A 21,195-nucleotide genomic window follows, 5' to 3' on the forward strand; every position below is an offset into this window, starting at 1 on the left:
CAAACTATTTTTTTCCTGAATATAAATCCTGATCCTGTTTTGTCTTCAGGAGAGTTCCTAGTAAGGGCAATCGCTCGGATAATTCTTCTAAATCTTCTAATGCTTTTTTAATATCTTCTTTATTTAAGAGGGCAATAAGAAATTCTATAAATTCACTTGTTCCTGGTGGTCTACTTCCTGGTTGATTTTCTAGCATTTTGCGAATATCATAAAAACGTTTTATAGCTTGTTCAATAAGTTTCTTTTTGTTTAGCTGCTTACCAAATCGTTGTTCGATAATTTGCTGCAATCGATTATTATCAGGAAAATCTACGAAGAAGTAAAGACAGCGACGAAGGAAAGGTTCTGGTAATGGCTTTTCCCGATTACTAGTAATAAAAATAATGGGCTTATGCTCAGGTGTAGGAAATCGCTCTCCAGTTTCCGGCACTTCAAAACGCAATTCTTCTAACTCAAGTAATAAATCATTAGCGAAATCGCCGTCAGCTTTGTCAATTTCATCTATTAATAAAATAGGACGATGAGAATGTTCTTGTAATGCTTTTCCTAAAGCTCCAAATTCTAGATAATTTTTCTTATTCTGCAATCGAGTCTTTAATTTTTTAGTCTCATATCTACCCAAAAATTCTTCTAATCTTTGGGGGTCAGTTCCCATTAATTGAGCGTCTCGTAATCTGGCAACGGCATCATAGGTATACAGCCCATCACGGGCGCGAGTTGTAGATTTAATATTCCAGATATAATAATCCCACCACTTTTGTTCACCATTTTCATCTTTCTGACCTCCCAGATATTTTTGGGTAAATTCGTAGACAACTGCTCCGGCTAAACGAGTTTTACCACAGCCTGGTTCGCCCTCCAAAAGTAATGGTCGGTTAAGTGAGATGGCTAAATTAACCGCCTCTTTTAAATCTTCACTCGGTATATATGGATAATACACTCGCTGGTTCAAGTCTTTAATTCCTGCTTGAGGAGGTTGAGGCTCTCCTGCGTATTGCAGTAACTTCTCGTTTGGCACTAGTTTTTTAATCATCCTGCTAACTTCCAATAAGGTTCGATTGCTGCAATACCATCTTGAATTTGAAACACTTCCTGACAAATTTCGTTAAGCAATGCTAAAGGCTCCTCTTCTTCAAAGTGATAATGCTCGACAATATTATTTAAATTTCTCTTAGGAAAAATAATCTTGAGTTGTGAAATCACTTGTTCTGTTGTTAACCAACTTCTTACATGAGTTGATGAAATATTGTCTAGTGGTGGTAACAAAATATTTTGCTGATATTCTCCTACATAAGTTGACTCAATAAATTTAAATGGACTTAGTTTACAATTAGCATTATTTTCTTCTACCAGAAATAATACAAGAAATGAATGTTTTTCTAATTGGCGAAACTGTTCCCATAAACGCAGCCAAAAGTTATACAGTTGTCTTCTGTTGTTCTCATTTAGTAAACGAAGACCATATATGGTAATAACAATAGATTTAGTTTTGCATAACTCAGTTAATTCCTGAATTACAGAATCACAACTTGGATTTTTGCACACAGAGTTAAATTCTGTCCAAAACGCTTCAAAATTCCATCGAACATTGTGTTTTTGAGTTTTTATATAAATTTGTTTTCCAGTTGCAAGACTAGGCTGATAATTAACCAAGCGTTGAACTAGCCAACGCTGAATTTCGTCATGCATTGCTTGAATGAGAAATACTCCTCCTGATTGGGAGTTTAACACTTGACAAAAACTTTTCAACTGTTCATCGCAGTTTAAGGAAGATAACAGTTCTGCAAATTTCTGCTCAACAGATTCTTTACGATGCTGCTTTGAAGGCAAGTTTATTTCCCCAATCACAAATATGATTTTAGTTTTGAGATTTTTTAATCTTTCTAATCTATAATCTTCTCCATTCTCCTTTCCTTCTGCCCAACTTACAATCTCAGTTTTTGCATTATAGAGTTTAGTATGCTTTGAAGGACGCCAATCATTCGGCATCTCCATTAATTGCATGACCCTTTCAATTTGAGCAGGTTGAGTTAGTTGTTCAAATAGGTCATAAATTTCTTTTATTATCGTCATTATTAACAGTGACTATAGAGGCATAATCAATCAGCTATTCACACTAACCTGTAGTATAATATCTTTAAGTTTGTTTAATCTTGTTAATCTATACTCTTCCCCTTCCTCGTCTCCCTCTGCCCAATCAACGATAGCAGTTTTCGCTTGATAGAGATTGGCATAATTTGAAGGGCGAAAATCATTTGGCATTCCTATGAATTGCGCGACCCTGGTAATCTGAGCCGATAGAGTTAATTTTTTAAACAAATCATAAATTTCCTGTAGTGTTACTGGTTGAATAGTGGGTATAGAGGTATCAGAAAAAATCTGACAACGCCAAGCATCGAAATCATCTTCATGCTTTTTACCTTTGACTGATTCCTTCGTGAAATCCTGTTGTACATCAACAGGAAGAATATCAAAGGTTGTTTTATCAATATAAAACCAGCCTGGAGTGGCTGTAACAAGCCGTGAAAGTTTGGCTAAAACCACATGTCCAACTATTAGATTAACACCTGATTCAGATTGATCGTAATCAACCTCTCCAGTTGTTGCAGCAATGCGAAATATTCGCTTTTTAACATCGGGGTTGATATTATGTTCTTCAACAAGTTTGGCAAACTTTTTGACAAATTGATAAGCATTATTAACATCTTTAAATAAAATTCGATAACCATCTCCGCCCAAATCTTGAATCAGGTCATATTCAGAACGATTGGCAACTAAATCAAAAGCTTTTTCGACAAATTCTTTTTTTAGACTTTTGATTAATAGTCGTGTTCCTTCTACCCCTAGTTCTTTTTCAATGACAGAAGTAGATTCTGTAGACTTGTCTAAATCGAGTTGGATAACAGTTAATGTAATATTATTAGATTCCATTCAAATCCTAGTTATTTCCGAATAATTACGCTAATCAATTTAAGATAATTTTTATTATAATTTGTGATTGATATACAATAAAATAAATTATAGTTTTCGATAAATAACCAGACTTATAACAACTGAAACTGGAATTACCAAAATTGAAGCAATTAAAATATATATGGCATATATAAAAACCTGAAATTTTAAAAAGGCAATTTCAGAATTAATAGTAATTTGTTCGGCGATATCCTCATATTCCTTTGTATAAGGTTTAGTGATTTCATTCTTAAAGTAGTGCTTGTTCAGCGCATCTAACAGTTCGGTTGAACTATATTTCTGTAAATGCCCGAAATAATAAAAATTATCTGTGTCTTTTCTGACAAAGTTTGAGTTCTTAGGCGGTCTAGTTCGCAACCATACAAGACGCTCCAAATTTCTTTTAGGAAGAAAAGAAACTGAGCATATTAAAGAACAGATGCAAAGTAAAATTGTTGTTAGCAATACACCAAAACTCAATGATTTTGGAATATTTTGTGCTGTAGCTAAAAGAGTTATGGTTGCAGTAATACCAGCCCCAGAAAAAGCAAGCAGAATACCGTTTTTAGCCTCGGCAAACTTTAGCCACTCATTAACATTCTGAAAAATTCCTATGAGCTTGGAATAAACTTCACCCATAAAACATCACTTGTAAAATTCAGGCATGAATTATCGCAACAATCATCATATCAGCCGCACTATCAGCAAACTCTAATTCAAAGCAATTTTTCACCTTTTTAACTCACTAGTACAGGTCGGCGTAAATAGAGCAACCCTTCGGGTTCACCAGTCGCCTAGGTCGGGAAACCCTCCTGCAGCGCTGGTTCACCATTTAAAATCCCCAAAAAGCCAATTCCATAATACTTTTGACTTTTGACTTTTGAATGCATGACTTCCGCCTTGCGGTACTAGCCGATTGTGCTTCACTAGTCAACCATTGTTTGATTAGTACCACCACAACTTGACTCATAAAAAACCCCTGAAATACTCTAATGGTCTTACCATCTTCTTCTGCCAAAGCAGAGGGTTATCAATCACCCTTCGGGAACGCCCGTCGCCTGGGGGTGGGAAACCCTCCTGCAGCACTGGTCTCACAATATCATGGGCTAACCAAAGTTGCCAGGTCATCAGTGGTAACAAGTCACTCCAAGACTGGTACTGTTCTGGGGTACTTAGTTTCGGAACAGTCCAATGCAAGCGCTGCTTGGCAAAGCGATACCCTTCGGGTATCTCCTCCAAAGAGGCTGCGCCAACGTCAGTCGCTCATGGGGGAAACCCCCAAGACCGCGCTGACTCACCAGTGGTCTACAGCAAAACGTTGCAAATATCGCCAAAATTCAGACAATTCAGGCATATGCATTCCTAATCCACGATCACTTGTTTTCTTGAATTCTGGTTGATGATCATAGGACTTACGCACTGTATAAATTAACCATAATATGTATAACGGTATTTGGTCGTTTCAGGCGCTTAGCATAACCCTGATTTATTTGCATATTTGCGATCGCGGTAGTGCTAAACATGGCTGAAACACCCAAATTTCGTATAGTACTTATGTATGATGCGTAACTCCTAGATCATTATTGTAAATATTTTCTTACATGGATACTACGCAGTGGGGAACTAGTCTAAACTCCAGTACCAGAAGATGCTGCACGTATAGTGTTATTTCTTGCCTCATCACAAGGACTATCGATAACAGGGCAGATTATTCGTTCCAGAGGCGGACAGTAAAGGTTCAACTGTAGATTCTGCTACGTTTTCCAGCAAACGATAAATGTAGAATTCATTTAACTAGAGCAAAATCGAGCCACAAAATCGTTCTTTCTAAAATGTAACCTTCATCGCCAAAGAGCTTGTCTATGATGTTCTTGGTCAAGTTGAAATGAGTTGCTGTTCATCGAAAGGCAATCAACTTACCCCGTTGGTGATAGTTTTTCTCTAATGTCACTTATCCTATGTAGTCCTGTATTTAATTTGCCGTAGGTTGCGTTAAGTGCTTGGTTATTTGCAGTACATAACTTGTACGCTGTAACGCACCTCCTTGTCGTCTGGATGCTTGCCAAAATAAGGGTTTTTCAATTAACTGAGATCTTGCAAGAGTTGCAACAGTGACGAGGCAAAGCCTCCAAACCCTCGTTACCAGGTTCAACCTGGTAACGAGATATTAGAGCCTCTGGCTCTTGTTGGGTTCAAGATCTGAGTTAAGAAAAGCAGATAACTGTTTGTTAAAAACCCTTTTTGACTGAATCCAATTGTGCCTAACTCGCTTTTCTACTTTGTATATGCAAAATTCCGAATAATGAGCAATACCATGTCAAGGGTGAGTCAAGAACCAAGGTCAAGGGAGCAGTTACTTGAGAATGAGAAGCCACAGATTTGGTGGTTAATTGCTGTATCCTTGCCAGTCATAGTTGCTACTGGAGTCCTAAGCATAGCCAAAATGGAGCAATTAAAACAGTTGAACACACCTGCACCCAGTGCGCCAGTCGCTACAACTATCAATGCGTTGGGGCGTTTGGAACCTCAAGGGGACGTTATTAAACTGTCTGCCCCAGCAGGGCTTTCCGGGACGTCGCGAGTGGAACAAATTTTTGTCAAAGAAGGAGAGCGGGTTAAGAGAAACCAAATCATTGCAATTTTGGATAGTTTCTCAAGCAACCAAGCCGCAGTGGAAGAAGCTAAAGCAAAACTGCAAGAAGCGCGTGCTAATTTAGCAAATGTCAAAGCAGGTTCACCAAGAGACATCCAAGCTCAAAGCGCCGTGATTGCTCGCATAGAAGCACAATTGCGTGGGGAACTAGATGCTCAGGAAGCAACAATTGCTCGCATAGAAGCAGAATTAGGCGGCGAAAAAGTTGCTCTACAAGCAACTCTTAATCGGATAAAAGCCGAACTCCAAGGGCAAAGAGATGCTTTCAAAGCAACGGTTGCGCGTATACAAGCTGAACAACGCAATGCTCAAGTCGATGCTGAACGCTATGAGATGTTATACAAAGAAGGGGCAATTTCCCAGCAGGAACGCGACAGAAGGCAATTGGGTAAGGAAACTTCGACTCAGCAGCTTGCAGAAGCCCAGGCAAACCAAAGGCAAACAGTTGCAACTTTGCGACAGCAACTAGCTGAAGCTAGAGCTAACCAGCTAAAAACTATAGCAACTTTGCAACAGCAACTCGTTGAAGCGAGGGTGAATCGAAACAAAATTCTCACAACTTTGCAAAGACAAATTGAGGAAGAAAGAGCCAAACTTAGCAGAATTCGAGAAGTCCGTCCAATTGATTTGCTAGTAACACAGGCACAAGTTAGCAATGCAGTTGCCACTATGAGAAAAGCACAAGCTCAATTGAATTTGAGCTACATCAAAGCACCAATTTCTGGCGAAATTTTAAAAATTCATACCAAAGCCGGAGAAAGTATGAGCGCCAATGGCATTGCTGAAATTGGACGAACCGATCAGATGATGGTGATTGCTGAAGTTCCCGAAGACAGTATTGGTAAAGTGCGTCTTGGTCAACGAGCCACCATAACCAGTGATAATGGAGCTTTTAGCGGAGAATTACAAGGAACCGTTGCCGAGATTGGCAGAAAAATTGGCAAAAAAGATGTCTTAAATACAGATCCAGCAGCAGATGTTGATGCCAGAGTTGTGGAAGTGAAAATCACCCTGACTCCACAAGATATCAAAAAAGTTGCAGGCTTAACCTACGCCAAGGTGGTTATTGATATTGAAATATAAAAAATAACTTGATATTTCTTGGTTATTAGTTAATGACTAATAACTCATGACGAATGACTAATAACTGAGGATACAAAATGATGGGGAAAATCCCTCTGGCGTGGTTACAACTGAAGCGAGAAAAAACTCGTTTAGCTGTGGCACTGGCAGGAATTGCCTTTGCCGATATTCTCATGTTTATGCAGCTTGGTTTTCGGGATTCTCTGTATTTTAGTAACGTTCGATTTCATACAAGTTTGCAAGGTGACATTGTTTTAATAAACAATCAATCTAACGCTTTGCTGTCAATGAAAACTTTTTCTCAACGACGGTTGTATAAAGCTTTAGATTTACCTGGCGTGCAAACTGTCCACCCAATATATGTAGACTATACTGCCTGGAAAAATCCTGTTACAGGTCGTCCTCGTAATCTCTTAGTCATTGGAATGAACCCTGAAGTTAATATTTTTAATTTAGCTGGTGTTCAGGAAAATTTAGATAAACTTAAACTGCCAGATGTTGTTTTATATGACCGTTCCTCTAGGCAGGAGTATGGACCAATCGCTGCTGAATTTGAACAAGGAAAAAATGTAATAGCTGAAGTTAATCGTCGAAAAATTAAAGTAGGAGGACTGTTTACTTTAGGTGCATCATTTGGAGCAGATGGTAATTTAATTACGAGTGATGTCAACTTTTTACGGATATTCCCACAACATCAACGAGGTCTAATTAACATTGGTCTGATTAGATTAAAACCAGGAGCAGATGCAACCGTTGTTGCCCAAACTTTAAGGAATTATTTATCGAAAGATATCAAGGTCTTCACTAAGCAAGAATTTATTGATTATGAGAGAAATTACTGGGCAAGCAGTACAGCAATAGGTTTTATTTTTACTTTAGGCACAATCATGGGTTTTATTGTAGGAACTGTGATTGTCTATCAAATACTTTATACAGAAGTGGCGGATCATTTAGCTGAGTATGCAACCCTCAAGGCGATAGGTTATACACACAATTATTTGTTGTTTGTGATTCTACAAGAAGCTTTTATTTTAGCATTTTTAGGATATATACCTGGATTTGCTGTGACTATGTTTTTGTATGATAGGGCAAGAATTGCAACACTATTACCAGTTTTTATGAGTAGTGAAAGAGCTATTATGGTACTCATTTTAACTCTGATTATGTGCTTTATGTCTGGTACTATCGCTGTACGAAAACTGCAGTCTGCTGACCCAGCAGATATATTCTAAAAAATGATAAATGAAAATAAAGTTAAGTTTTATGATTTTTAAATAGCTAATGATCAAGAATCACATTTGAAGAAGATTAACATATGCTGAGTAAAGAACCTGTCATTTCAATTAAACATCTCAACCACTACTACGGAAAAGGCGCACTGAAAAAACAAATTCTATTTGATATTAATCTAGAAATTTATCCCGGAGAAATTGTCATTATGACGGGACCATCAGGTTCAGGTAAGACAACATTACTAAGCTTGATTGGTGGTTTGCGGTCTGTGCAAGAGGGAAGTTTACAATTTTTAGGTGTAGAATTATATAGGGCTAGCCAGAACAAACTAGTCAATATCCGGCGAAAAATTGGTTATATTTTCCAGGCTCATAACTTGTTGGAGTTTTTAACTGCTAGGCAAAATGTACAAATGGCGGTGGAACTGAATAAGTATATTTCTCAGCAAAAAGCCATTGCTAAAGCAGAAGGTATGCTCAAAGCGGTTGGTTTAGGAGACCGAATTGATTATTATCCAGAAAATCTTTCTGGAGGACAAAAACAAAGGATTGCGATCGCCCGCGCTTTGGTGAATAGTCCACCGTTGGTGCTAGCAGACGAACCTACAGCAGCTTTGGACAAACAATCAGGGCGCGATGTTGTGGAATTGATGCAGCGCCTTGCTAAAGAAAATGGAACATCTATATTGCTAGTCACCCACGACAACCGTATTTTGGATATAGCCGATCGCATTGTGGAAATGGAAGATGGTATTTTAGCTCGTGATTCACAAACTAAAGTCATTAGTCATTAGTCAAAAAATTAAAACAGTTACAGCTCTTTGTATTTAAATGGAGTACACCCCTCCCCAACCCTCCCCAAGGCATCGGGGAGGGTGCGCGACAGCGCGGGTGGGGTATCTCTGTACTTCACAAAAAGTGCAATCTGCTGTATCAGTTATCAGGTAATGGTTTACTGATAACTAATAACTGATAATTAATTTTTTACCAAACTCTTATGCACAGACTCCTGCCTTTGTCAGAGGTTTCATCGACAAACCGCTTTAGCAATGTTCGTCTGGTGGCGACAGATATGGATGGTACCCTAACCAAGAAAGGAAAATTTACCAGTGAACTATTGCAAAGCTTGCAGGATTTAGCAACAGCGGGGATTGAGGTCGTGATTGTCACTGGACGCAGTGCCGGTTGGGTGAGTGGTTTAGCGTATTATCTGCCTATCGTTGGTGCTATAGCGGAAAATGGCGGTTTGTTTTTCTTTGGTGAAAGTGAGAAACCAGTCGCTTTAACACCCATTCCCGACTTAGTAGCACATCGTCAGCAATTAGCATCGGCTTTTCAACAATTACAAACGCAATTTCCGCACATCCAAGAATCTGCTGATAATCGTTTTCGCGTTACTGACTGGACATTTGATGTGAAAGGGTTAACCACAGATGAAATAAAAACTCTGAGTCATCTTTGTGAACAAATGGGTTGGGGTTTCACTTACAGCAATGTACAGTGCCACATTAAACCTCTGGGACAAGATAAAGCAATTGGGTTATTACAAGTCTTGCGGGAATACTTCCCCCAGTACACTCCAGAACAAGTTGTGACTGTTGGCGATAGTCCCAACGATGAAAGTTTATTTGATGAGCGTTATTTTTCTCTCTCTGTGGGCGTTGCAAATGTGCTGGAATATGCTAATAAACTTCAGCATCAGCCTGCATATGTGACTTCTGCTGCTGAAGGTGAGGGTTTTTGTCAATTAGTGCAGGTAATTAGAGAGGCGATCGCCGCAGGCGGACACTCCGTACCATCGCGCAAAGCATAGTGCCGTAAGTTGTGCAGACAGGCTATGCCTTTGCATATACCACACGTAGGGGCACAGTATTGCTCATTGGTGTCAACTTAAGATGAAAACCAGTATAGAACAAGCTTTTAGAGATTGCCTCGTTCCCAGCCTGAGGCTGGGAATGCCTAGTGAGAGGCTCTGCCTCCCTTACTTGCGTTACTAGCCGCTTCAAGGGCATTTCCCAATACGGTTCGCATAAGATCCCCCCGCCTGCGGCGACCCCCTTAAAAAGGGGGTAAATGGGTTAAAATAGCCCCCCAATTTATCGGGGGGTTGGGGGGATCTCCTTTGAGATAACCTCCTTAACCGAACCGTATTGGGGCATTTCCTGCTTAGACCTGCAAACGAGATTTTAACGAGATTTTAGAACGGTTTTGGCTTAAATTGACACCAGTGAGCATTGCTTTTGCCCGTACAAACGCTTATATTCCACTCAATTTAAAACAGCTTTATTCCTCACCTACTGCTAATCTGGTTTGTTATTATTACCAGATTTAACCTCATCTGGCACCACGAGAACTTTATCAACACGGTTACCATCCATATCCATGACCTCAAACCGCATACCTTGCCATTCAAAATTATCTGCCGCAGAGGGTATGCGACCGAGGTGAGTAATCACAAAACCACCTAATGTTTGATAGCTTCCTCGGTCTTCAGGTGACAACTCCTCAATATCGAATAGTTCAAAAAACTCATCTACAGACAACATTCCATCCAACAACCAAGAACCATCCTCTCGCTGCACAATCTCAGGATCTTCCTGGTCCTCAATAGAAGGCACATCACCAACGATTTCAATCATGACGTCGTTCAGAGTCACTATTCCCTGTATCACTCCATATTCATCCACAACCAGCGCCATGTGAGTGATGGTTTGCTTAAATAATTCTAAAACTTTTAAACCACGTGTGCTTTCTGGCACATATGTCGGCTGTAATAATCCCACCGTCAAGTCCAACTGCTCATTGCAGAAACTTCGGGCTAACAAGCCAGTCACTGGGATAATGCCCAGTACGTTGTCAAGTCCCCCCTGACAAACGGGATACCGCGAATAACCACCATCAATAATTTTCTGGCGGTTTTCTTGAGGAGTGTCTTCCAAGTCCAGCCAAACAATATCCGGTCGAGGTGTCATGAACGAACTCACGGGGCGATCGCCCAAACGAAACACTCGCTCAACCATATCTTGTTCTGCTTCTTCAAATGTACCCTCTTCCGTGCCTTGCTCAATCAAGACTCTGATTTCTTCCTCTGTCACTTGTGGTTCAGTAGACGGTTTGCTGCCTAACACCCGCAGCACCGTCTCCGTAGAAACCGTCAAGAGATAAACGATGGGGGAGCCAATTCTTGCCAACATCTGCATCGGTATGGCAACAATAGAAGCAATTGGTTCTGGACGGCTTAATGCCAGCCGCTTGGGCACTAATTCGCCAATAATCAGCGTTAAATAGGTAATAATTAAAATTGCTAAGCCCTTTGCCAACTGTTGTTTATAATTTTGCTGCAAAGGGATAGAACTTAAAATAGGTGCAAGTCTCTTAGCTATAGTTTCTTCGCCATAGGCACCAGACAGGATAGTAAGGAGTGTGATCCCAATCTGAACGGTTCCCAAGAACTGATTCGGCGAAGATCCCAGTTCTAAAGCAGCGCGGGCTTTAGCATCACCCCGTTCAGCAAGCTGTTGTAGACGCACCTTTCGTGCTGAGACAATCGCCAATTCTGACATGACAAACAGACCATTGGCGAGGATCAAAAGAAAAATAGTTAGAATTTCGATTGTTGGGGACATTTCTAAAATTGCCGATGCTCCTGGCAAATTGTGCTTAACCTTAACTTCTTAGTATCTGGTATCTAAGGTGTAATTACGAAACACTCTCAATACAGAAAAGCAATCAACCATGAGTAATAAGTTAGCTCTTAACACTGATTCGTATATTAACGATTAGTCCGTGGATTTGTAAGCCGTCATTGTAGTGAAGCGGACTGGGGATTAGGGATTAGGGATTGGGAACAGTGACCAGTGACCAGTGAACAGTGACCAAAAACTCGAAACTACGCTGAAAACTGATAACTGATGATTGATAACTGATAACTGGTAACTGATAACTGATAACTGTCGCCAGTCCCTAAACACTTACAAAGCGCCCATTCATCGGATCACCAATTCATTTTTATTATGGTGGGGGCATTTTCGGCGCGACTTGGTAAGTATTAATGACCCTATAGCCAGGCTTGTTCCCCTGCTCTGGACTTTTAAAATAAGTTAAGGTAGGCGTTACTATTATGCTTGCCTGTGAGAAGGACTTCCTCATATTTTGTAACCTATGGCATTTTCTTCCATTGTGCGTGCTTTAGGGCGGTCTCCGCTCACCACTGAACTCCTCTCCAAGCTCAATCGGCAACAAGAGTTGTTGTTAAGTGGCATTCCTCGCTTGCCAAAAGGCTTAGTAGCTTCGGCGTTGGCTCAAACTGAGGGAAAGAATTTGTTCGTGGTCTGTGCGACTTTGGAAGAAGCCGGACGCTGGACAACACAACTCGAGGCAATGGGGTGGCAAACAGTACATTTCTACCCAACCTCTGAGGCATCCCCATACGAACCATTTGACCCCGAAACCGAGATGACCTGGGGACAGATGCAAGTCCTTGCGGATTTGGTGCAATTCGGCGGAACCACAGATCAGGGAGATAAGCAAGCAAAATTATCCTCATCCCCCTCACCTAAGATGGCGATTGTCGCTACTGTTGCAGCGCTACAACCTCATCTACCACCAGCAGAAGCCTTTAAACCTTTCTGCATCACTCTCAGGCGCGGTATTGAATTTGACTTAGATACCTTTAGTGAACAAATCACCAGACTGGGGTACGAAAGGGTGCCTTTGGTGGAAACAGAAGGGCAGTGGAGTCGGCGCGGCGATATTGTTGACGTGTTCCCAGTTTCCTCAGAGTTGCCCGTACGATTAGATTGGTTTGGCGACGAGATTGAGCAGTTACGGGAATTTGACCCAGCAACCCAACGTTCCGCCGCCCTTGACAAAATTGACCAGCTTATTCTTACCCCCACAAGTTTTGCTCCCATCGTTATGGCAGCAGTACAAAACAGTGCTGAGTTTCAAGTTCTAAGCGCTGAGTTAAATGATGACTCAGAACTCAGGACGACTACTGAGAACTCAGAACTGTTGGAGGGGAGCCGTCGCTTTTTAGGCTTAGCTTTTGATAAACCTGCTTCGCTATTAGATTATTTACCAGAAAACACCCTAATTACCGTTGATGAACCAGAACAGTGCCACGCCCACAGCGATCGCTGGGTAGAAAATGCAGAAGAACAATGGCAACTGCTGGCAAGCCGGACGGATGAGGAGATTTCCACCTTATTGCCGAGAGTCCATCGCTCATTTGATGAATGTTTGGCTGATACGGCAGAATTTAAAAAATTAAATTTATCGGAACTCGTCGAGGAAAACAGCGGCATTAATCTCGCCAGTCGCAGGTTGCCGGTCACGCCGCACCAATTTGCCAAAATTGCAGAAACACTGCGACAAGAACGCGATCGCAAGTTCTCGGTTTGGTTGCTTTCCGCCCAGCCTTCGCGTTCTGTCTCCCTACTGCAAGAACACGACTGTCCTGCCCAGTTTATTCCTAACCCCCGCGACTACCTAGCGATTGACAAGCAGCAACTTAATCACACACCAGTTGCCCTGAAATATTCTGGTCTTGCGGAACTCGAAGGTTTCATTCTGCCTACGTTCCGGCTGGTTGTGGTAACTGACCGAGAATTTTATGGTCAGCACTCCCTCGCGACGCCCAGTTACATCCGTAAGCGGAGAAAAGCTGCTTCTAAACAAGTTGATCCCAATAAGCTGCGTCCAGGGGATTTCGTCGTTCACAAAAACCACGGTGTAGGTAAATTCCTCAAGTTAGAAAGTCTTACACTTAACGACGAAACCCGTGAGTATTTGGTAGTGCAGTATGCGGACGGCTTATTGCGTGTTGCAGCTGACCAAGTTGGTGTTTTGTCGCGGTTGCGCACGGCAGCCGATAAGCCACCAGAACTGAACAAAATGACGGGTAAGGCTTGGGAAAATACCAAGAACAAAGTCCGCAAGGCAATTAAGAAATTGGCGGTGGACTTACTCAAGCTTTATGCATCGCGATCGCAACAAAAAGGCACTGCCTACCCGCAGGATACACCTTGGCAGCAGGAGATGGAAGACTCCTTCCCTTACCAACCGACAACCGATCAGCTTAAAGCTACGCAAGATGTAAAACGCGATATGGAAAGCGATCGCCCAATGGATCGTCTCGTTTGTGGGGATGTCGGTTTTGGGAAAACAGAAGTGGCAATTCGCGCCATTTTCAAAGCTGTTACTTCTGGCGGAAAACAAGTCGCGCTGCTTGCCCCGACGACTATCCTGACTCAGCAACATTACCACACCCTCAAAGAACGCTTTGCTCCCTACCCTATCAACGTGGGGTTACTCAACCGCTTCCGCAGCGCCGAAGAACGCCGCGAGATTCTCAAAAGATTGGCAACAGGGGAGTTAGATGTAGTCGTCGGGACACATCAACTTTTGGGTAAAGGCGTCACCTTCCGCGACTTAGGACTTTTGGTGGTAGATGAAGAACAGCGGTTTGGGGTCAATCAGAAAGAGAAAATCAAAAGCCTGAAAACTCTGGTTGATGTGCTGACTCTTTCAGCAACTCCGATTCCCCGTACCTTGTATATGTCTTTATCGGGGATTCGGGAAATGAGTTTGATTGCCACACCACCCCCATCCAGACGACCGATTCAAACTCATTTGTCACCGACCAATCCGGAAAGCATACGCAGTGCAATTCGTCAAGAACTCGACCGAGGTGGACAAGTGTTTTACGTCGTTCCGCGAGTCGAGGGAATTGAGGAGATAGCAGGAGAGTTGCGGCAGATGATACCAGGGGCGAGAATTGCGATCGCCCACGGTCAAATGGAAGAAAGCGATTTAGAATCAACGATGCTTACCTTCAGCAACGGGGAAGCAGATATCCTTGTGTGTACCACGATTATTGAATCTGGTTTGGATATCCCGCGAGTGAATACTATCTTAATTGAAGATGCTCACCGCTTCGGATTATCCCAACTTTACCAGCTGCGGGGTCGTGTTGGTCGTGCGGGAATTCAAGCTCATGCATGGTTATTTTATCCCAAGCAGCGGACGCTATCCGATGCCGCACGCCAGCGGTTACGGGCGATACAGGAATTCGCACAGTTGGGTTCTGGGTATCAGCTGGCAGTGCGCGATATGGAAATCAGGGGTGTAGGTAACTTGCTGGGTGCAGAACAGTCGGGGCAAATGGAAGCAATAGGTTTTGATTTATACATGGAAATGCTCGAAGAAGCTATCCGTGAAATCAGAGGGCAAGAAATTCCCAAAGTTGATGATACACAGATTGACCTCAACCTCACAGCGTTTGTCCCAGCTGATTACATCACCGATTTGGATCAAAAGATGAGTGCTTACCGTGCAGTTGCAGCTGCGAAATCTAAAGAAGAATTGTCGCAGATTGCTGCTGACTGGAATGACAGATACGGTGCAATTCCTAAACCAGCGACTCAACTATTGCGAGTGATGGAACTCAAACAGCTGGCGAAGAAACTAGGATTTAGCCGCATTAAACCAGAAAACAAGCAGCACATCGTTTTAGAAACGCAGATGGAAGAACCTGGTTGGAAGAACTTGGCAGAAAATTTGCCGGAAAGCCTCAGGTCACGCTTTGTTTACTCTCCTGGTAAAGTGACAGTGCGAGGTTTAGGAGTTATGAAAGCAGATCAACAATTGCAAACGTTGATTGATGCGTTGGGTAAGATGCAGGGTGCGGTTGTGGAGGAAGCGATCGCCTAAAATGAAAAGTTGGCAAGTAGTAGATACGGGTTATCTGTTGTTTGAGGATAAACAAGGGAAAACAGCCCTCATCACTGCCGAAACATTGGGAGATATGCTGAACCGCCAAAAAGTGGGGTTGCGGGGATCAAGTCTTATCCGAACCGTATTAAATCAGTTATCAGTCCTGAGTCCTGAGTCAGTCAGGCGGGCGCTTTGGGGGATGGGCTCACCGCCCTCCGGGTATCTCCTGAGCCCTGAGTCCTTACGGACACGCTGCGCGAACGGGCACGGCTTGAGGCCGAACGGAGACGCTGAGCGCAAAGCGTGCCGCTAGGCATACGCGAACGCCACTTGCTCTACTTGGGGAAACCCCAAGACCGCAGTGGCTCACCACCAACGCATAAAGATCCAATTGGTGGGGGACGCGCGACCACTCGTATTTAACTGATAACTGCGTAGGTAGCTGTTCACTGTTAAAAGGGGAGGGGGTTTCACGCTTTTTCCCCAAACTCGAAAATCCGCAAGCTTAAATAGAAGTAAAGCAAGAGTTTATATCATTCATGCAAGTACAAATACCCAAACGCCACTACACTCCAGAAGAATATTTAGAACTCGTGCAGGCGGCTGATCATAAAAGTGAATACCGCGACGGAGAAATCATGCCGATGACAGGTGTTACAACAAATCACAATAAAATTGCTGGTAATTTTTATGCCAACTTGAAGTTTTATTTAATGGGGCAAAATTACGATATCTATATCAGTGACATACGGTTGTGGATACCTCGTTATCGCCAGTATATTTATCCCGATGTCATGGTCATCCAGGGTCAACCCCTCTATACAGGAGGAGGTACGACTACAGTGATCAATCCGTTGCTGATTGTTGAAGTATTATCTAAATCTACTAGAAACTACGACCAAGGTGATAAGTTTCTCTACTATCGGTCAATTCCTGAGTTGTATGAATATATTTTAATTGACCAGACGAGACATCATGTCATGCAGCATACTAAAACCTTTGATGGAAAATGGCTATTAACTGAGTATGAATCTGAAGAGGCGGTTTTGGAATTAGGTTCTATCGAGTTTCAAATTAATTTCAAGGATATTTATGATCGCGTAAATTTTGCAGAGAGTGAAGAGTAAAAAACATATTTAACGTGCTAATGACCGATTTGTCTGTGTAGCCATGTACTTACAATAAACTTCTTGTATGGAGTCAATTTTATGATAAAAAAACCACAGATAAACATAGATAAATTATCTGTGTCCATCTGTGTCCATCTGTGGTTCAAAAATTCATAAATTGGATTTTTACAAGAAGTCTAATGGTCATCGCATTAGTTTTGAAGGCTTCGTAGTGAGCGCTGCCATCGCTCAAAGAGTCTAGGACTAAAGTCCTTACTACGAACTTATAAGTAAGTCGGCAAGAAAAAACCAAACTATGTAAAGAAAAGTAAAATCTCTGTATTTGGCTCGTAGTAGCGCTATGGCTGACGCCACGCTGCGCGAACAGCGCTAAAGCGCTACTACAAACCAGTGATGATTATTTGCGCCGACTTACTTACAACCATCATAATTAATGCGATGAACTACTAATCTAACGGCGCAGAAATAATTTGACAAAAGGTCTAAAATATATTATTATTTATCGTCACTGATTTTCCAACCATGACAGCTACTCTACCTGTCGCCCAATCAACTCAACCGTTCTACGCTAGTGCCGATGGTGAACCGCTGGCGGAAACCTACGACCACCTTTATGCCTTGCTGACAACTCTGGAAGTTCTGAAACAATACTTGGCAGGTCGTCAAGCGACTGTTTTAGCCAATCAGTTTCTTTACTACGCACAAGGTTTTCCTAAACTGCCGGTCGCCGCTTCATTAAAACCGGAAAAACTGCGGTGCCTCATTACTAAGCGCGTTGGTGAGCGGGCCAACGTTCGCGTAGCGTGTCCGGAGGACACTCTGGGCGCTAAGATGCCCAAACGTAGATTTTTATAAAAAAATGAGTATTTATACATGGGCGATTTTTCCTCTGGCTCGGCAGATTTTTCAATCGTTGTGACCCAACCCCAGATGTGATGGTGATTTTTGATGTTCCTCCTGGCGGTCGCGACAACTATAAAATTTGGGAAGAGGGTCAGCCCCTGAGTCCTTACGGACACGCTCCGCGAACGCGAGTGCGTGCGCTTTGCGCTTACGGGGAAGTCACGCATTCACGCATTCAAAAGTAAGAACCCCATAACTGAAGTTGGGGGCTTGAGTCACCGGACGCCGTAGACGCTTGCGCCTACTCGATGAAATACATTTTTTCTTTTTCCATAAACAAATTTAGGGCGTTAGGTCAAGAGGTTTTGGCAAGGCAGCAAGCAGAGGAACAGGCAGAACAAGAACGCCAACGCACAGAACAAGCAGAATTACAGGTTCAACAATTGAAGGAAAGGTTGCGATCGTCCGAAGGACGCGGCTTCGCCGATCGCTCGGCGTTAACCCTGATGCTATTGATTGATACTCCCATGCTTAAAAGGATATTGTTGGCGTCATATAAACCTTAATTCTTCATAGTGCAGTGCCCGTGCCTCCGCGCCTGAGGAGCTTTGGTCTTTAACCATATGGCAGACCACAGACGCAATACGGTTCGGTTAAGGAGGTTATCTCAAGGGAGATCCCCCCCAACCCCCCGATAAATTGGGGGGCTATTTTAACCCATTTACCCCGAATTTATCCGGGGTCGCCGCAGGCGGGGGGATCTTATCCGAACCGTATTGACCACAGAGGAGTTGCGTTTGTATTAAAAATTACTTTTTTCTCCTTTTGTCCTCTGCCTTTCTTCGCTAAAATCGTTGTGAAATATAGCCTAAGTATGAGCAAAACGGCTCTTGTACCTAAAAAATTATACCTCAAGATACTGTGTAGTTTTTGGTGAACTCATTTACATTCAAGATATGAAATGGCTATTACCAATATTAGCTTTCGGTAAGTATCAAAAATATCTTTAGACTTTTTTTATAGTATTGTATTCAGTAGGACAGTTTTCCGCCCCGCCGTCAGTTTAAATGAAAATCATATACGGTATTTACAAAAGTAAATATTTCGTATATACATATATTTTGTGTTGGCATGTAACTATTTTCAAACCTACTGAAATAGTTGTATGAACAGCCAAGGAGCCGCAACTAAACACTTGCAAACCCTAGGATAAACGTATTTAAGACTATGCTTAAAACCAAGAATCATCAGCATATTATCTTCTCTGCCTTTGTTCATTCTGGTTTAGAAACTCATAAAACAGTAAATCAAAATCAAGTTGCTCAACCTAAACTTGATTTACTGCAACCATTACGTCATTCGCTTGATTCTTTGGACATTCAAAATCGTAAATTGGCGAGATTTATTGCTAAAATGATTCCCGCTCAATGTCCTTTTGAGCGGGATATTATTCTCTTTGGTCGCAAAATTGCCCACATTCCCCCTATGTGCAAGCTAAATCCGCTGTACAACGAACTTGTGGGGTTACGTTTTCGCGCTTTGTGTTATCTAGCGGATGTCTGCGGTGAGGATATTCAATCCTACTGCTAAAATCTGAAAAAGTACCTGATGTAGTGCAGGTAGTTTGGGTTCACTTTGAGCTATTTAAATTGATTTCAATGCGTCTGCTTGCTGCTGTGTCGTGATAACTGGATTATTTGGAACCTGCACACCATCACGTAGAGTAACGCCAACGACCAATGCCCTAGTCCCAATCGTCACTTTATTACCAACTTGAGAGGGGAATAGCACCGCATCATCTCCAATAGTCAGGTTGTCTGCCACCTCTAGAGGACCATGAAAAACGATATTATCATCTGTATCTAGGTTATTGCCGATACGAATGCTAATACCCTTAAGGGCATGGAAGGTTACGCTGTCTTCAATCTTAGCATTTTCGCCAATAATAATTGATGAAGCTTCATCGGCACGAATTGAAGTGCGCCGTCCGACAACGTTATTGTTTCCTATCCGCACGTCGCCAACAATGCGAGCAAATTCTTCAAGCCACACGTTTTTACCAAGAGTCGGCTGAACTTGCTGAGTTTATTCTGCATATATAGAATTATTTGTAACTACTTATAAGAGTGTACTCACATTTCAGCCTTAAAGTTTCACACTCAGAGATTAAGTATGAAACACCTATAAAATATAATATTTTCAAACAACAGTAGTTCAATTGAACTACTGTTGTTTGTTCTCAAGTAAGTCTAATTATTGAGACGAAATCGGAGATAAATTGCTACAATTCTCCTTGCTTCGTGAAAAATATCTAAGATGCCAGTTGAAAGGTCAGAATGTAAAGTATGTATTGTAAACATTGATTGAATATAATTCCTTCTTTTGATAAAACAATGGAAATTAACGTAGAGAGTCAACCTAGCAAAGAGCGTCTTAATGAACTGGGTGTGTCCAAATGGGATATTTGGACAAAGGAAGTTTCAAAGTTCCCTTGGACTTATGACACTCAAGAAACTTGCTATTTTTTGGAAGGTGATGTCATCGTTACACCCGAGGGCGGACAACCAGTGCAAATGGGCAAAGGAGATTTAGTCACTTTTCCTGCTGGCATGTCCTGCACATGGGAAATTAAAAGCGATGTGAAGAAACACTATTGTTTTGATTAGCAAACAAATTATGAATTATGAATTATGGAACCAAGAGCATTGCTATAATTCATAATTCCGCATTCATCATCTATCCTTGAAAAGGTGCAATCTTAATAAGGACGCTGATAAAAAATGTTATTACATTTAAGCACCTGGCAGGAAGTTGAAGCTTATCTACAGCAATCTCAGGGTATTATTTTGCCGATTGGTTCCACAGAACAACATGGACCCACAGGCTTAATTGGCACAGATGCGATTTGTGCAGAAGCGATCGCCCGTGGTGTGGGTGAAGCAACTCAAGCAATCGTTGGTCCCACAATTAATGTGGGGATGGCATTGCATCATACCGCCTTTCCCGGCACAATAAGTCTGCGTCCCAGCACTCTGATTCTGCTGGTAAAAGACTATGTCACTTGTTTAGCCAAAGCTGGTTTTACCAAGTTTTTCTTCATCAACGGACACGGGGGTAACATCGCCACCCTCAAGGCGGCTTTTTCTGAAACATACGCACACTTAGAAGATTTGCAAATTCCCAACGCCCAACGGGTGCAATGCCAAGTGGGTAACTGGTTTATGTGCGGTTCAGTTTACAAGCTTGCTAAAGAATTATACGGCGACCAAGAAGGCTCCCATGCAACCCCCAGTGAAGTGGCTGTAACTCAGTATGTCTATCCAGAGGCGATTAAGCAAGCACCCCTTTCAAAAGAAGTTGGCACCGGGCACAGAATTTATGGTGCTGCTGACTTTCAAAAGAAATATCCAGATGGCAGAATGGGTTCAAATCCCGCTTTGGCGACACCCGAACACGGTCAGCAGTTTTATGAGTTGGCGGTGAAGGAACTCAGCAGCGGGTATCTGGAGTTTTTAAACGCACATTAAACGATGATAGGGCTTGATCCCTCAACTCCCTTAAAAAGGGAGCTAAGGGGGATCAAGCT

18 protein-coding genes and 2 pseudogenes are annotated in these 21,195 nt (G+C 42.1%); 14 read left to right on the forward strand and 6 right to left on the reverse strand.

Going from position 1 to position 21,195, the window contains the following annotated elements:
* Window positions 1–4: 4 nt before the first annotated feature.
* From AACT52_RS18180 to AACT52_RS18195, 4 genes are all read right to left on the reverse strand, one after another.
* The gene (locus tag AACT52_RS18180; RefSeq protein WP_073626895.1) at window positions 5–1,033 is read right to left on the reverse strand and encodes an AAA family ATPase; all 1,029 of its coding nucleotides are present in this window, start codon (window positions 1,031–1,033) and stop codon (window positions 5–7) included.
* Entirely contained in the window at window positions 1,030–2,073 is a 1,044-nt protein-coding gene (locus AACT52_RS18185; RefSeq protein ID WP_073626925.1) for a hypothetical protein, read from the reverse strand. Before AACT52_RS18185 ends, AACT52_RS18180 begins: the two co-directional genes overlap by 4 nt.
* 30 nt (window positions 2,074–2,103) lie before the next feature.
* Window positions 2,104–2,931, reverse strand: a complete 828-nt coding sequence (locus AACT52_RS18190) for a hypothetical protein (protein ID WP_073626927.1) — start codon at window positions 2,929–2,931, stop codon at window positions 2,104–2,106.
* An 87-nt stretch (window positions 2,932–3,018) separates the two neighbouring features.
* Window positions 3,019–3,591: a hypothetical protein gene (locus AACT52_RS18195; RefSeq protein WP_073626929.1), complete on the reverse strand. Its 573-nt coding sequence runs from the start codon at window positions 3,589–3,591 to the stop codon at window positions 3,019–3,021.
* Between the two features lie 353 nt (window positions 3,592–3,944).
* Between AACT52_RS18195 and AACT52_RS18200 the strand changes: the two genes are divergently transcribed.
* The 5 genes from AACT52_RS18200 (at window position 3,945) to AACT52_RS18220 (ending at window position 9,733) form a co-directional block, all read left to right on the forward strand.
* Window positions 3,945–4,352, forward strand: a complete 408-nt coding sequence (locus AACT52_RS18200) for a hypothetical protein (protein WP_073626931.1) — start codon at window positions 3,945–3,947, stop codon at window positions 4,350–4,352.
* A gap of 914 nt (window positions 4,353–5,266) precedes the next feature.
* On the forward strand, window positions 5,267–6,688 hold the full coding sequence (locus AACT52_RS18205; protein WP_073627156.1) for an HlyD family efflux transporter periplasmic adaptor subunit: 1,422 nt from the start codon (window positions 5,267–5,269) through the stop codon (window positions 6,686–6,688).
* Window positions 6,689–6,765: 77 nt separating this feature from the next.
* Window positions 6,766–7,920, forward strand: coding sequence for an ABC transporter permease DevC (gene devC, locus AACT52_RS18210; RefSeq protein WP_073626933.1), 1,155 nt, complete (start codon window positions 6,766–6,768; stop codon window positions 7,918–7,920).
* A gap of 86 nt (window positions 7,921–8,006) precedes the next feature.
* Complete coding sequence (locus tag AACT52_RS18215) at window positions 8,007–8,714, forward strand: DevA family ABC transporter ATP-binding protein (RefSeq protein ID WP_073627158.1); 708 nt, start codon at window positions 8,007–8,009, stop codon at window positions 8,712–8,714.
* A gap of 203 nt (window positions 8,715–8,917) precedes the next feature.
* Window positions 8,918–9,733 (forward strand): HAD family hydrolase, encoded by an 816-nt coding sequence (locus tag AACT52_RS18220; protein WP_073626935.1) that lies wholly within the window; start codon window positions 8,918–8,920, stop codon window positions 9,731–9,733.
* A gap of 487 nt (window positions 9,734–10,220) precedes the next feature.
* Here AACT52_RS18220 and AACT52_RS18225 read toward each other — a convergent pair whose 3' ends face one another.
* Complete coding sequence (locus tag AACT52_RS18225) at window positions 10,221–11,546, reverse strand: hemolysin family protein (protein ID WP_073626937.1); 1,326 nt, start codon at window positions 11,544–11,546, stop codon at window positions 10,221–10,223.
* A gap of 535 nt (window positions 11,547–12,081) precedes the next feature.
* Here AACT52_RS18225 and mfd point away from each other — a divergent pair.
* From mfd to AACT52_RS18260, 7 genes and pseudogenes are all read left to right on the forward strand, one after another.
* The gene (gene mfd / locus AACT52_RS18230) at window positions 12,082–15,633 is read left to right on the forward strand and encodes a transcription-repair coupling factor (RefSeq protein ID WP_073626940.1); all 3,552 of its coding nucleotides are present in this window, start codon (window positions 12,082–12,084) and stop codon (window positions 15,631–15,633) included.
* A gap of 1 nt (window position 15,634) precedes the next feature.
* Window positions 15,635–15,949, forward strand: coding sequence for a hypothetical protein (locus AACT52_RS18235; protein WP_073626942.1), 315 nt, complete (start codon window positions 15,635–15,637; stop codon window positions 15,947–15,949).
* A 226-nt stretch (window positions 15,950–16,175) separates the two neighbouring features.
* On the forward strand, window positions 16,176–16,763 hold the full coding sequence (locus tag AACT52_RS18240) for a Uma2 family endonuclease (RefSeq protein WP_073626944.1): 588 nt from the start codon (window positions 16,176–16,178) through the stop codon (window positions 16,761–16,763).
* Between the two features lie 525 nt (window positions 16,764–17,288).
* A pseudogene (locus AACT52_RS18245) lies at window positions 17,289–17,495 on the forward strand (Uma2 family endonuclease); the annotation flags it as partial.
* A gap of 197 nt (window positions 17,496–17,692) precedes the next feature.
* Window positions 17,693–17,764 (forward strand): annotated as a pseudogene (locus AACT52_RS18250) (Uma2 family endonuclease); the annotation flags it as partial.
* 153 nt (window positions 17,765–17,917) lie between these two features.
* On the forward strand, window positions 17,918–18,175 hold the full coding sequence (locus AACT52_RS18255) for a hypothetical protein (protein WP_073626946.1): 258 nt from the start codon (window positions 17,918–17,920) through the stop codon (window positions 18,173–18,175).
* Between the two features lie 661 nt (window positions 18,176–18,836).
* Window positions 18,837–19,199 (forward strand): Mo-dependent nitrogenase C-terminal domain-containing protein, encoded by a 363-nt coding sequence (locus AACT52_RS18260; RefSeq protein ID WP_073626948.1) that lies wholly within the window; start codon window positions 18,837–18,839, stop codon window positions 19,197–19,199.
* Window positions 19,200–19,253: 54 nt separating this feature from the next.
* On the opposite strand, the gene AACT52_RS18265 is transcribed toward AACT52_RS18260, so the two are convergent.
* Window positions 19,254–19,661, reverse strand: a complete 408-nt coding sequence (locus AACT52_RS18265; protein WP_083629962.1) for a DapH/DapD/GlmU-related protein — start codon at window positions 19,659–19,661, stop codon at window positions 19,254–19,256.
* Between the two features lie 341 nt (window positions 19,662–20,002).
* Between AACT52_RS18265 and AACT52_RS18270 the strand changes: the two genes are divergently transcribed.
* Window positions 20,003–20,275: a cupin domain-containing protein gene (locus tag AACT52_RS18270; protein WP_073626949.1), complete on the forward strand. Its 273-nt coding sequence runs from the start codon at window positions 20,003–20,005 to the stop codon at window positions 20,273–20,275.
* A gap of 114 nt (window positions 20,276–20,389) precedes the next feature.
* Complete coding sequence (locus AACT52_RS18275; protein WP_073626950.1) at window positions 20,390–21,136, forward strand: creatininase family protein; 747 nt, start codon at window positions 20,390–20,392, stop codon at window positions 21,134–21,136.
* Window positions 21,137–21,195: the final 59 nt, after the last annotated feature.

The organism is Scytonema sp. HK-05 (genome assembly GCF_963872035.1).
Lineage (GTDB): Bacteria > Cyanobacteriota > Cyanobacteriia > Cyanobacteriales > Nostocaceae > Kalymmatonema.